The sequence below is a fragment of the Nocardioides sp. Root682 genome (assembly GCF_001427795.1).
In the GTDB taxonomy this organism is placed as follows: Bacteria; Actinomycetota; Actinomycetes; order Propionibacteriales; family Nocardioidaceae; genus Nocardioides.
This window is the reverse complement of record NZ_LMHJ01000001.1, coordinates 2,195,067-2,208,059: the sequence shown is the minus strand read 5'-3', so window position 1 is coordinate 2,208,059 and position 12,993 is coordinate 2,195,067. Positions and strand designations below refer to the sequence as shown.

The 12,993-nt window shown below is 68.6% G+C and carries 11 protein-coding genes; all 11 read left to right on the top strand.

Annotated elements, in window-relative coordinates; translation table 11 throughout:
- Nucleotides 1-17 precede the first annotated feature (17 nt).
- The gene (locus tag ASD84_RS10400; RefSeq protein ID WP_056709750.1) at nt 18-1,184 is read left to right on the top strand and encodes a thiolase family protein; all 1,167 of its coding nucleotides are present in this window, start codon (nt 18-20) and stop codon (nt 1,182-1,184) included.
- A gap of 1 nt (nt 1,185) precedes the next feature.
- Entirely contained in the window at nt 1,186-1,881 is a 696-nt protein-coding gene (locus tag ASD84_RS10395; protein WP_056709748.1) for an SDR family oxidoreductase, read from the top strand.
- Between the two features lie 68 nt (nt 1,882-1,949).
- On the top strand, nt 1,950-2,591 hold the full coding sequence (locus ASD84_RS10390) for a pyridoxamine 5'-phosphate oxidase family protein (protein ID WP_056709746.1): 642 nt from the start codon (nt 1,950-1,952) through the stop codon (nt 2,589-2,591).
- Between the two features lie 96 nt (nt 2,592-2,687).
- Nucleotides 2,688-3,920, top strand: coding sequence for a PucR family transcriptional regulator (locus ASD84_RS10385; protein WP_056709744.1), 1,233 nt, complete (start codon nt 2,688-2,690; stop codon nt 3,918-3,920).
- Nucleotides 3,921-4,161: 241 nt separating this feature from the next.
- Nucleotides 4,162-5,715, top strand: a complete 1,554-nt coding sequence (locus ASD84_RS10380; protein WP_056709743.1) for an ABC transporter substrate-binding protein — start codon at nt 4,162-4,164, stop codon at nt 5,713-5,715.
- 7 nt (nt 5,716-5,722) lie between these two features.
- Nucleotides 5,723-6,718: an ABC transporter permease gene (locus tag ASD84_RS10375; protein ID WP_321164023.1), complete on the top strand. Its 996-nt coding sequence runs from the start codon at nt 5,723-5,725 to the stop codon at nt 6,716-6,718.
- Nucleotides 6,718-8,622: a dipeptide/oligopeptide/nickel ABC transporter permease/ATP-binding protein gene (locus ASD84_RS10370; RefSeq protein ID WP_056709738.1), complete on the top strand. Its 1,905-nt coding sequence runs from the start codon at nt 6,718-6,720 to the stop codon at nt 8,620-8,622. Before ASD84_RS10375 ends, ASD84_RS10370 begins: the two co-directional genes overlap by 1 nt.
- Nucleotides 8,619-9,377 (top strand): ABC transporter ATP-binding protein, encoded by a 759-nt coding sequence (locus ASD84_RS10365; RefSeq protein ID WP_056709737.1) that lies wholly within the window; start codon nt 8,619-8,621, stop codon nt 9,375-9,377. Before ASD84_RS10370 ends, ASD84_RS10365 begins: the two co-directional genes overlap by 4 nt.
- Before the next feature lie 85 nt (nt 9,378-9,462).
- Entirely contained in the window at nt 9,463-10,806 is a 1,344-nt protein-coding gene (locus ASD84_RS10360; protein ID WP_056709735.1) for an MFS transporter, read from the top strand.
- The gene (locus tag ASD84_RS10355) at nt 10,803-12,044 is read left to right on the top strand and encodes a metal-dependent hydrolase family protein (RefSeq protein WP_056710907.1); all 1,242 of its coding nucleotides are present in this window, start codon (nt 10,803-10,805) and stop codon (nt 12,042-12,044) included. Before ASD84_RS10360 ends, ASD84_RS10355 begins: the two co-directional genes overlap by 4 nt.
- 10 nt (nt 12,045-12,054) lie before the next feature.
- Nucleotides 12,055-12,978: an alpha/beta hydrolase gene (locus tag ASD84_RS10350; protein ID WP_235531057.1), complete on the top strand. Its 924-nt coding sequence runs from the start codon at nt 12,055-12,057 to the stop codon at nt 12,976-12,978.
- The last annotated feature ends 15 nt before the right edge of the window (nt 12,979-12,993 follow it).

Here is a 12,993-nt window from a genome sequence, read left to right as displayed (position 1 = left end):
CCACGAAGGGATCCACCATGTCGTCTGCCGTCATCGTCGACGCCGTCCGCACACCGGTTGCCAAGGGCAAGCCCGGTGGCGCCTACGCCGAGATCCACCCCGTGGACCTGCACGCCGTCCCCCTGCGCGCCCTCGTGGAGCGCACCGGCATCGACCCGGTCGTCGTCGACGACGTCATCAGCGGTGCCGTCGCCCAGGTCGGCGAGCAGTCGGGCAACACCGCGCGCTGGGCACTCCTCGCGGCCGGCTACCCCGAATCGGTGCCGGGCGTGACCGTCGACCGCCAGTGCGGCTCGAGCCAGCAGGCGCTGCACTTCGCCGCCCAGGGCGTCATCGCCGGGGCGTACGACGTCGCGGTCGCCTCGGGCGTCGAGTCGATGTCGCGCATCCCGATCGGCTCCCAGACCCTCGGCCTGGACTTCGCCGGCCCGACGGTCGCAGCCCGCTACGCGCCCTCGTTGATCCCGCAGGGCATCGCTGCCGAGCGGATTGCCGCGCGGTGGGGCTTCTCGCGCACCCAGCTCGACGAGTTCGCCGCGCTCTCCCACGACCGGGCCACCCGGGCGTGGAAGGACGGGCTCTTCGACGGCGAGATCGCGCGGGTCAACGACCTCGCGACCGACGAGACGATCCGCTCGACCACGACCACCGAGGGTCTGGCGGGCCTGCGCCTCGCCTTCGCCGACGACGCGTGGACCGAGCGGTTCCCCGAGATCGACTGGAAGGTCACGGCCGGCAACAGCTCTCCGGTCAACGATGGAGCGGCCGCGCTCCTGGTCACCTCCGAGGAGGCTGCGCAGCGGCTCGGACTCCGCCCGCGGGCGCGGGTCCACTCCTTCGCAGTGGCCGGCGACGACCCGCTCTTCATGCTGACCGGCATCATCCCGGCGACGCAGAAGGTGCTCGAACGCGCCGGCCTGACCATCGACGACATCGATGCCTTCGAGGTCAACGAGGCGTTCTCCTCGGTCGTGCTCGCCTGGCAGGCCGAGACCGGCGCCAGCCTTGAGAAGGTCAACGTCAACGGCGGCGCGATCGCCATCGGTCACCCGCTCGGCGGCTCCGGGGCTCGCCTGACCACCACCTTGCTCAACGTGCTCGAGCAGCGCGAGGGCCGCTTCGGCCTGCAGGTCATGTGCGAGGCCGGCGGCCTCGCCAACGCCACCATCATCGAGAGGATCTGACATGGCCATCACTGACGTCGTCCTGGTCACCGGCGCGAACGGGGGACTGGGCACCGAGTTCGTGCACCAGGCCCTCGCCCGCGGCGCGACGAAGGTCTACGCGAGCGCCCGCAACCCGCGCGAGTGGGCGGACGAGCGCGTCGTACCGCTCACGCTCGACGTCACGGACCCCGCGTCCCTGGCCGCCGCGGTCGCTGCGGCGCCGGACGTGACGCTGGTCGTCAACAACGCCGGGGCGTCGAACGGAGCCTCCGTGCTCGGGACGCCGGACGCGCTGCGCGACCTCTTCGAGGTCAACTTCTTCGCTCCCCTGGCTGTCGCGGATGCCTTCGCGCCCGCGCTCGCCGCGAACGGAGGAGGAGCACTCCTCAACGTGTTGTCGGTGCTGTCGTGGATCGGCATCGGGGACGGCTACAGCGCCACCAAGGCCGCCCTGTGGTCGGCGACCAACACCCAGCGCCTCCAGCTGGCCGCCAACGGAACGCTCGTCACGGCACTGCACCTGGGCTACACCGACACCCCGATGACGGCCGGTCTCGACGTCGAGAAGAACGACCCGGCCGACGTCGTCGCCCAGGCGTACGACGGCCTGCTGGCCGGCGCCCACGAGGTGCTCGCCGACGACGTCTCCCGGCAGGTCAAGCACGCGCTGGCGGGACCGCTCGAGCAGCTGTATCCCCAGCTTTCCGGCTCGTAGTCTCGGGGTCCGAGCGTTTCGCAGCATGTTGTTCGTCCGCAGTCCCGCCGCCAGAGACAGGAGCCGTGATGAGCACGCACTACGCCGGGATCGCCTTCACCGACCAGGTCCAGGAGGTCCAGGGGCGCTACGGCAGCCAGACCTTCTACGGTGCCAAGGCTGCCAGCGCGCTTGCGGACCTGTCCGGACCGGACGCACTCGGCCCGCACGAGCGGGCCTACCTCGCCGAGCGGGACACCTTCTTCCTCGCGTCCGTCGGCTCGACGGGATGGCCCTACGTCCAGCACCGGGGCGGACCGCCCGGCTTCCTGCGCGTCCTCGACGACCACACCATCGGGTGGGCTGACTTCAAGGGGAACCTGCAGTACGTCAGCGTCGGCAACCTCGCCCACGACGACCGGGTCTCGTTGATCGTCCTGGACCCTGCCAGCCAGCAACGCCTGAAGATCTTCGGTCGCGCCCGGGTGGTCGATGCCGAGGAGGACCCGGAGCTGGTGGAGCGTCTCACGCCGCCGGACGCGGACGCCGTCGTCGAGCGCGGGATCGTCGTCGCCGTCGAGGCCTTCGACTGGAACTGCCGTCAGCACATCACGCCGCGGTACAGCGCGGCGGAGCTCGAGCTGGTTCACGCCTCGATGCGAGAGCGCCTGGCAGCGGCCGAGGCGGAGATCGCTACCCTGCGAAGGGAGCTGGCGGCCCGCACGGCCTGACGCGCTGGCTGCGGTCGAAAGCGTCTCGTTCGACGACAATTGTCGGCTCGCAGCCCGCCTACCATGAACACGTCGCTACACCGAGGGGAGCGTGCCATGGCTGAGGACGAGCTGCAGGCCATCGTGGACGAGCTCGCTGAGCGGCTGGAGCGTTCGGTGGCGATCGACGACCCCGGCATCCGGCTCCTGGCAGCGAGCAGACACTTCGGCGACGAAGATCCGGTGCGGATTGGCTCCGTGCTCAACCGGACAGTCCCGCCCGAGGTCGTTGAACGGGTCCGCACCCACGGTGTGGCGCAATGGACGGAGCCCAGCATGCTCGAGCTGGGGATCCCGGATGCGACGCCGCGGTTGTGCGCGCCCGTTCGGTGCCAGGGCCAGCTCCTCGGCTACCTGTGGCTGCTCGACCGAGGCGGCACTCTCAGCCGGGCCGAGGTGGCTGCCGCTGGCGAGGCTGCCGATCGCGCCGGAACCGTCCTGTACCGCCGTCTCCTGGTGCGGCAGCGCTCCCAGGCTCGCCACGAAGCCATCCTGCGGGACCTGGTCTCGCCGGACACGATGATCCGGTCGCAGGCGATCGACGACCTGCGCGCCGAGGACCTCTTCCCTGACAGCCCGCTGCACCTCACCGTGCTGGCCGTGCAATGCCTGGCCGACGACGAGGAGCACGCCGGGAGGGGAGTCGAGCTGGAGGCGGCGGTCGAAGAAGGCAGCCGTGCGGTCACCGACGACGTCGTACTGCTGGCCACTCACCGGTCGCGCGCGTGGCTACTCCTCGCGCAGCGACGGCCGCCGACCCGCGACCTGGTCGACGCCATCACGGACCGGATCGCCATCAGGTTCAAGCATCTGACGCACAATCGGTCGGCGCTTGTCTTCGGGGTCGGGCCGACTGTCGAGCGGCTCGATGAGGTCGCCGACTCCTATCGCATGGCGGTGCGAGCAGCACGGACCGCCGTCCTCGTGCCCGGCGTCGGCAACACCGCGCGATGGGGAGAGCTCGGACCGTACGAGCTGCTGGTCACCCTTGCTCCCGATGATCTGGCCGAGGCTTCCCAGACCCCGGACCTCGTTGCACTCGAGGATGCTGACGTGCACGGAGTCCTCATCTCCACCCTCACCACCTTCTTCGACCTCGGCGGTAGCGCCCAGCACGCCGCCGAGGCCCTGAACATCCATCGCGCGACGCTGTACCAGCGTCTCAGGCGGATCGAACAGGTGACTGGTCGCAACCTCCAGAACGGTGACGATCGCCTCGCTCTCCACCTCGGCCTGAAGCTGCGCGCCCTCGCGATCGCCTTCCGCGTCAACGCACACGGCCACAACTGACGGTCCCGACCCAGTCGACGATTGTCGTTGTTCCCACCCTCGTAACGGCGACAGACGACGCTATGAAGGGCCGCTTCCGCGACCCAATACTGGCTCGAACGCAGCCGCGCACCACCTGCGATCTCCGGGACTGACGGACCAGGCCCAGATCGTGGTGCAGGTACCTGCGTGTCCCGTCGCCCGCACACCATCGCCGAATCGAGGGCCGCTGATCATGTCCATCCGCGTCCAAGCTGCTCGTATGTTTCCACTGCTCCTCGTCGCCGCCGGGCTCACCGCCTGCGGTGGCTCCAACGACTCGACCGGCACCGGTGCCTACGTCGACGGAGAGACGTTCACGTTGGCCACACTGGGGGATCCCGGAAACCTCGACCCCCACGCCTCGTTCGTCGCGACCGAGCTCGCGAGCTTTGCGTACGACACCCTCGTGGCCGTCGACTCCAAGGGGGACATCCAGCGGCAGCTCGCCTCGTCGTGGACCGTCACGGACAAAGCCGTCACCTTCGAGATCCGTGACGACGTCACCTGCTCGGACGGATCGGCGTTCGACGCACAGACCGTCGTCGCCAACATCGACTACGTCGCCGACATCGACAACGCCAGCCCCTTCCGTGGTGTCTACGTCCCGGCGGACGCCGACGCCAGCGCGTCGGGATCGACCGTCACCGTCGCTCTCCCCTCTCCCGCCCCCTTCGTCCTGGAAGGCTTCACCCGCCTTCCCATGGTGTGCCAGTCAGGACTCGACGACAGGGACAGCCTCAAGGACGGCACCGTCGGGACAGGGCCCTTCACGGTGACGGAGTCCGTGCCGGGCGACCACTACACCCTTGCCGTCCGCGAGGACTACGCGTGGGGTCCCGGCGGCGCCACGACCTCCGAGACCGGAACTCCGGAGACAGTCGTCCTCAAGGTCGTCGCCAACGAGGCCACGGCCGCCAACCTGATCCTCGGCGGACAGGTCAACGCAGCCCCCTTCTTCGGACCTGATGGCGACCGGCTCTCGAAGGCGAACATCGACGCCGTGGAGACCCAGAGCGCCTACGCCCATCACTGGTACAACATGGCACCCGGCCGACCCGGCAGCGACCCGGTGGTGCGCAAGGCGCTCACCCAGGCGCTCGACCTGGCCGAGCTGCTACGAGTGATCACGTCCGGCAGGGGCTCGAGCCCCACCTCACTGGCCGTCTGGGACGCCGGCGTCTGCGGCGGCAACACCGTCGACGGCAACCTGCCGACCACCGATCCGAAGGCAGCCGCAGAGGCTCTTGCGGCGGACGGCTGGACCAAGAACGGCGACGGAGTCCTCACCAAGGACGGGGAGAAGCTGTCCATCAGGTTCATCTACAGCAGCCAAGGCCCCGGCCAGACCGCGGCCGCCGAGCTGGTGGTCGCAGCGTGGAAGAAGCTCGGCGTGGACGTCGACGCCAAGGGACTGGACGTCGCCGAGCAGACGGCGGCGCTCTTCGAGACCGGTGACTGGGACGTCACGTGGTCATCGCCGAAGGCTCCCAACCCCCTGGTGCTCGTGCCCTTCCTGTCGGGGCCTTCGCCCGCCCAGGGCGGCAACAACTTCGGGTCCGTCGCCAACGCCGACTACGACTCCCACGTGCAGGCGGCGATGACCAAGATCGGCAACGACAGCTGCCCCGAGTGGGAGGCTGCCGAGGCGGCGCTCTTCCAGAGAGCTGATGTCGTCCCGTTCGCCAACATCACCGTGATGACCTTCCACAAGGGCGCCGAGCTCGAGCGGACCGGCCTCCTGTGGGTGCCCACCAGTATCAGAATGCTGGGCTGATCCGACCGTGTTGGTCGAGCCGACAGTGTTGGTCGAGGAATCGGCCCGCGGGACGCGCGGGCACTGGGGAAGGTTCGCAGCCCGGCGGGCGAGGCGGTTGCTGGTCTCGCTCTGGATCTTGGTGACGGCATCGTTCCTGATGATCCAGCTCGTCCCCGGTGACCCGGTCCGCGCCGCGCTGGGCACCAGTGCTCCCGCCGACCTCGTCGCGAGCAGGCGTTCGCAGCTGGGGCTCGACGAGCCGCTGCTGAACCAGTACCTGGGCTATCTCCAGAACCTGCTCACGGGGGACCTGGGCGAATCCATCCTGACCCAGCTCCCGGTGGCGGAGACGATCGGTCAGCGGTTGCTGGCGACGCTCTCACTGGCCTTGCCGGCCTTCGTGCTCACCTTCGCGATCGCCGTACCGGTCGGCGTCGTGATGGCCGTCGCGACCCGGCGTGGCCGGCGGCGCCGTACGGAGCTCACCTTCGTCGGCACCAGCATCGTGCTCGGCTCGATTCCCGAGTTCGTCGTCTGTGTCGCGCTGGTCGCGGTGTTCGCAGTGAACCTGGGAATCTTCCCGGCAGCCGGCCGTGACGGCATCGAGTCCTACGTGCTGCCGGTGCTGGCCCTGTCCGTCGGACCGGCTGCCGTGATGGCGCGGATCGTCCGCGTCGAGATGCTGGCCGTGCTGGACGCCGACTACATCCGGACCGCCCGTGCCAAGAGGCTGAGCTCGCTTCGGGTCAACCTGCGTCACGCGCTGCCCAACGCCCTGACCGCCACACTCACGCTTAGCGGCATCATGCTCGCCACCATGGTCGCCGGAACGGTGCTGGTGGAAGCCGTGTTCGCCTGGCCCGGCCTGGGAGGCACCATCGTCTCCTCGATCCAGAGCAGGGACTACCCGCTGGTGCAGAGCGCGGTCCTCACCTACGGAGCGATCGCGCTCACGGTGAACACACTCGCTGACGTGGCGATCGCCGCCATCGACCCGCGCTCGACGATCGGAGACTCCTGATGCGCCGTGACCGGCCCGAGGTGCTGCGCACCCCCGTGGGCATCGTCGGGATCACCCTGCTGGGGGTCCTCGCAGTGCTCGCCGTCCTTGCGCCCCTGCTCTGGGGGGAGCGCGCGACAGCGACCGACACCTACGACATCCTCGCGGGCCCGTCAGCGCAGCACTGGGCAGGCACCGACAACCTCGGCCGCGACATCTTCTTCCGCACCCTCGTCGCGACCCGACTCTCGCTCGTCCTCACGCTGATGGCCACCACTCTCGGTGTCGGGCTCGGTCTCCTGCTCGGTATGGCCCCGCTGCTCCTCCCGCGGCGGTTGGGCCGGCCAGTCGTGGCCTTCGTCAACCTGCTCCTCGGCTTCCCGAGCCTGCTGATGGTCCTCTTCCTCGCGGTCATCCTCGGGGTCAGCACGACGAGTGCAGTCCTGGCGATCGGGATCGCGATCGCACCGCCCTTCGCCCGGCTCGCCCACACGCTCGGCGCCGGCGTTGCGGACCTCGACTACGTCGCGGCGGCGCGCATCTCCGGTGTGCATCCCCTGCGGGTCGTCGTGCGGCACGTGCTGCCCAATGTCGCCGAGCCACTGGTGGTCAACGCCACCGTCACCGCGAGCAGCGTGCTCCTCGCCTTCGGTGGCCTGTCGTTCCTCGGCATCGGCGTGCAGCCGCCGCAGTACGACTGGGGCCGTCTCATGCAGGACGGCCTCTCCAGCATCTACACCAATCCGCTCGCCGCACTCGTGCCCGGGATCGCCTTCGTCCTCACGGGACTCGCGTTCAACCTGACGGGCGAGGCCGCCGCCGGCACCTTCGGCGCGAAGGCCCGGAGCAGGGCCCGGTGGAGGCCGACGAGGACCCGACGGGTCGCAGTGCGACCGAGCAGGCCTGATGAGCAGGAGGACGCCCGTGCCGACGTCGTGCTCGACGTCCGCGACCTGGTCGTCTCCTTCCCGGGGCCGTGCGGCTCGATCTCACCGGTGCGCGGGGTCTCGATCACGCTGCGGTCTGGCGAAGCCGTCGGGGTGGTGGGTGAGTCCGGCTCGGGGAAGTCGATGACGGCGCTGGCCATCGCGCAGCTCATCGAGGAGCCGGGAAGGGTCACGGCCGAACGGCTCGACTTCTGCAGGACCGATCTCCGCTCCGGCTCGCGTGCCGCGACCGACGCGCTGCTCGGGACTTCTCTCGCCGTCGTGTTCCAGGACCCGATGACCTCGCTCAACCCCGTCATGCGGATCGGGGGCCAGCTCGCAGAAGGAGCGCGCCGCCACCAGGGGCTCACCCGGCAGGACGCGGCTGCTCGCGCGGTCGACCGGCTCCGCGCCGTCCACCTGCGTGACCCCGAGCGCCGCGCTCGCCAGTATCCCCACGAGCTCTCCGGCGGCATGCGACAGCGCGCCATGATCGGGATGGGACTCATGGGTACACCACGACTGATCGTTGCCGACGAACCGACCACCGCGCTCGACATGACCGTGCAGCGTCAGGTGCTCGACCTGCTCGAGGAGACGCGTCACGATCACGGCACCGCCCTGCTGATGATCAGCCACGACGTCTCGGTCGTCTCGAGCATCTGCGACCGCGTGCTCGTCATGTACGCCGGGCGGATCGTGGAGGACCTTCCGTCCGCAGACCTGCACACCAAGGCCCGCCACCCCTACACCCGCGCGCTCATCGGGGCGGTGCCGGACATGGCGACCGATCTCCACGCCCCTCTCGACACCATCTCCGGACATCCGGTGGACCCCCGACACCTGCCGGTCGGCTGCGCGTACGCCGCCCGCTGTCCCCTGGTGAGCGAGCGCTGTCGCCAGGAGGAGCCCACGTTGGAGGCCGACGCGATCGGCGAGGTGGCGTGCTGGCACGCCGACGAACCCGCCCGCGCCGAGACCCTGGAGGCCGTCAGATGAGCAGGCTGGACTTCGAGGACGTCACGGTCCGCTACGGACACCACACCGTGTTGGACGGGGTCAGCTTGACCGTGCCCGAGGGCCAGATCATGGGGCTGGTGGGCGAGTCAGGATCGGGGAAGTCCACCCTCGCCAGAGCGGCGGTCGGTCTCGCGCCCCTGGCCGGGGGGCGGGTCCTGCTCGACGGGCGGCCCGTCAGGCACCAGGGGCGTCGCCGCCCGGTCCAGATGGTCTTCCAGGACCCGTTCTCCTCGCTCGATCCCCGCATGAGCATCGGCCAGAGCATCGTCGAGGCACTGCCCGAGCGGCTCCGGCGAGCGCCGCGGGCGGCCGAGATCGCCCGTCTCCTGCAGCTCGTTCACCTGGACCCTGCCAGGGCGGCCGATGCGCCGAGCCGGCTCTCCGGAGGTCAGCGACAGCGGGTCGCCATCGCCCGGGCCCTGGCTGGACGTCCGGCCGTCATTCTCGCTGACGAGATCACCTCGGCCCTGGACGTCTCCGTCCAGGGCGCCATCTTGAACCTGGTCAGGGAGATGCAACGGGAGACCGGACTCACGGTGCTCTTCATCTCCCACAACCTGGCTGTGGTGCGTTACGTGGCGACGCATGTCGCGGTGATGGCCGGCGGGCGCATCGTCGAGCAAGGTCCCACGGCTCGTGTCTTCTCCAGCCCTGCCTCGGACTACACGCGTGAGCTGCTCGCGTCGATGCCTGTGCCGGCAGCGCGTCGACACCTGTCGCAGAACCCCATTTGAAGTCGCGACAGATGCGTACTGCTCAACCGGTCAGGACAGGCCATCGTTGTGTGAAGCACCGAATCCGTAGCGAAGGGAGAATCCCGTGAGCGTTCAGGGACTGGAGCAGCGTCAGGTCGTCGCGGACGAACCCGGCCTGCGCCGCACCGTCGTCGCGGCGTCGGTCGGGAACTTCGTGGAGTGGTACGAGTTCGCCGTCTACGGCGTGGTCGCCGCCTTCATCTCGGTGGCAATGTTCCCGTCCGACGATCCCACGGCTGCCATGCTGAACACCTGGGCGGCGTACGGGGTCGCGTTCCTCGTGCGTCCGGTCGGCGGCGTGATCCTGGCTCGCATCGGTGATCGCTACGGTCGCCGTCACATCCTCTACGTCACGATCACCACGATGTCGGTCGCGACGTTCTGCGTCGCGCTGATCCCGTCGTACGCCGCCATCGGGATCGCCGCGCCGATCCTGCTGATCTGCGCCCGCATCGCCCAGGGCATCGCAGCCGGTGGCGAGCTGGCCGGCGCAGCCGCGTTCCTCTACGAGCATGCACCGGCGGATCGTCGGGCACGGATGGTGAGCTTCCTGGGGGTGAGCACGTTCTGTGCCCTGGTCCTGGGGTCGACCCTGGGGACGCTGCTCACCGTCGCGCTGCCGGCCGAGGAGATGCAGTCGTGGGGGTGGCGCGTGGTCTTCGCCACGGCACTGCCTCTCGGTTTCATCGGCCTCTACATCAGGCGCTCGCTCAAGGAGACGCCCGAGTTCCAGCTGATGCACGCCCAGCGAGACACCGCGAAGGCCGTGCCGAGCCCGGAAGGCTTCTGGCCCGCCATGCGACAGAACCACCGCGCCATCTTGTTGTACCTGGGATTCGGGACGTTCTACTCGATCGCGGTCTACGTCAGTGTCGCCGCCTACCTCGCCTACATGCTCGCCAGCGGCTTCTCGAAGGAAGCAGCGTTGACGATCAACACGATCTCCGGTCTCGTCATCATCGTGGGAATCCTGCTCTCGGGCGGCCTGGCCGACCGCGTCGGGCGGAGGCCGGTCCTGATCGCCGGTGCCGGTGCGATGGCAGTGGGCGTCGTGCCCACCTTCCTGCTGGGTGCCACCGGCACGTTCGTCCTCGGGCTCCTGGGAGCACTGATCTTCGCCATCCCCCTGTCGGTGTTCATCACTCCCGCTGTCATCAACGTCGTGGAGCTGTTCCCGGCGAAGGTCCGTGTCACGGCCGGCGCCGCGGCGTACAACCTCACCGTCATCGTCGGTGGCTTCACGCCCTTCGTGGCGGTGTGGCTCACCGAAGCCACGGGCTCCCGCCTGGCCTTCTCTGTCTTCGTCGCATCGATGGCGTTCGTGGCGCTCGCTGTGGTGCTGTTGTGGTACCGCGAGCCGGAGGCTGGTCTGGCATCGACCGACGATGGAAGAGAGTGGCGACGATGACGCAGGTCCTTCTGGAGAACGCCCGGATCTTCGACGGCGTGTCCGAGGAGTGTCCCGAGGGCATGACCGTGCTCATCGAGGACGGGACGATCCGCGAGGTCTCCGATCGCCCGATCCGGTCGAGCGACGCGCAGAGGATCGATGTCGCCGGCAAGACGCTGATGCCGGGCCTGATCGACATGCACGTCCACTCCTACTTCTCCGACCTCGATCCACGCGTCCTCAACGACCGCGACGCGCCTTACCGGACCGCCTATGCGATCAGGAAGCTCGGCCACGCACTCGACAGTGGGTTCACCACCGTGCGCGACATCGGCGGAGGTGACTACCCCCTGGCTGCTGCCATCGCCGATGGATTGATCAGGGCGCCACGGTTCTTCTACGCAGGCAAGATCCTGTCGATGACCGGCGGCCACGTCGACTACCGCACCCCCAACGAGAAGCACCACACGCACGGCTACTGCTCGTGCGGCTCGATGAACTGGGCGGGCGTGATCGCCGATGGTGTCGACGAGTGCATCAAGGCCACGCGAGAGGAACTGCGCCGTGGCGCCCACTGCATCAAGATCGTGGCGTCTGGTGGCGTCATGTCGCCGAGTGACCCGATCTGGATGAACCAGTTCCGAGAGGACGAGATCCGCGCGATCGTCCGTGAATGCGTGGAGCGGCGCACCTATGTCTCCGCGCACTGCCTGTCGAGCGAATCGACGCGCAGGGCGGTCGAGTTCGGAGTGCGGTGCATCGAGCATGCCGCGCTGATCGACGTCGAGACGGCTGCGTTCGTCGCGGACCGTGGCGCGTACGTCGTACCCACGATGGTCTGCCTCTTCTCGCTCGTCGAGCAGGGACTGGAGATGGGGTTGCCGCCCGATCGCATGGACAATCTCCGCGCTGTCCACGAGGACTCGATGGCTGGGCTGGACCTGATGCGAAGTGCGGGCGTCAAGCTCGCCTTCGGAACGGACCTGCTTGCTGGCTTCTACACCCAGCAGACTCGAGAGTTCGAGATCCGCCGTGAGGTCTTCACGCCGCTCGAGCTCTTGCGACAGGCCACGTCGGTCGGCGCGGAGATCCTGATGCAGACGGGGAAGCTGGGCTGCGTGGCGCCAGACGCCCATGCCGACCTGATCGTCGTCGACGGCGACCCGCTCACGGACATCGGCCTTCTCGCCGTGGAGGGCCGGAACCTCGACCTGATCATGCGCGGCGGGGAAATCATCAAGAACCGGCTGAACTGAGGGAGTTGTCATGAACAAGGAAACCGAGAACGGCGAACAGCACGTGAGCAAGGCCGTCTCCGCGATGACTCCAGACCAGGTGTTCGGCGCGACGGAGTACTTCGAGATGGAGTCGACGTCCGTGGGCGCCCGGTTCGCAGTCTGGGTGACGACCTCGCCGACGTATGCCCAGGACGAGCAGACGGACTATCCGGTCCTCTACGTGACCGATGGCAACTTCAGCGTCGGCCAGACCGCGCCGCTGGCAGTGATGCAGAGCGACCTGGCACTTCCGATCGCGCCCTACCTGCAGGTGACCGTGGGTTATGCCGGTGACGACGCCCAGGACTGGGGTCGCGTGCGCAACCGTGATCTCGTGCCGCCGGGCGAGCCCGTGCCGCCAGCGATGCGGGGCTCGTTGGACCTGGCTGTGGAGAACGGCCTGATGACCGAGGTGGAGGCCGATGCCTATCTCGAGGACCTGACGAACACCCGAGCCGACGCCTTCCTCTCCTTCATCACCGACGAGCTCCACCCGGAGATCACCCGTCGGTACCGGGTCGCGCCGGAGGGCCACGGGTTGTTCGGCTATTCCTACGGCGGCCTGTTCTCGTTGTACGCGCTTCTCACCGGGTGTCACCTGTTCACCGCCTACGGCGCGGGGAGTCCGGGCATCGCATCGCCGGAGAGCACCGCGCTGGCGCTCGCCGAGAAGCCTCTCGATCTCACCGGCAAGCGACTCCACCTCACGATCAACGCCCCCGAGATGACGGGGGAGCTGCCCATCTACCGAACCATGGGACGTGGATTCACCGTTCTTGTCGACTCCCTGCGCTCGACCGATTCCGGACTCGCGCTGACCACGCAGGTTCTGGGCGAGACCCACCTCACCGGCCTCCAGCCTGCGTTCCTCAGCTTCATGCGCACCTGTTGGTCGAGCCCCGCCGTCCGTTGAGCAGCGACGGGACAC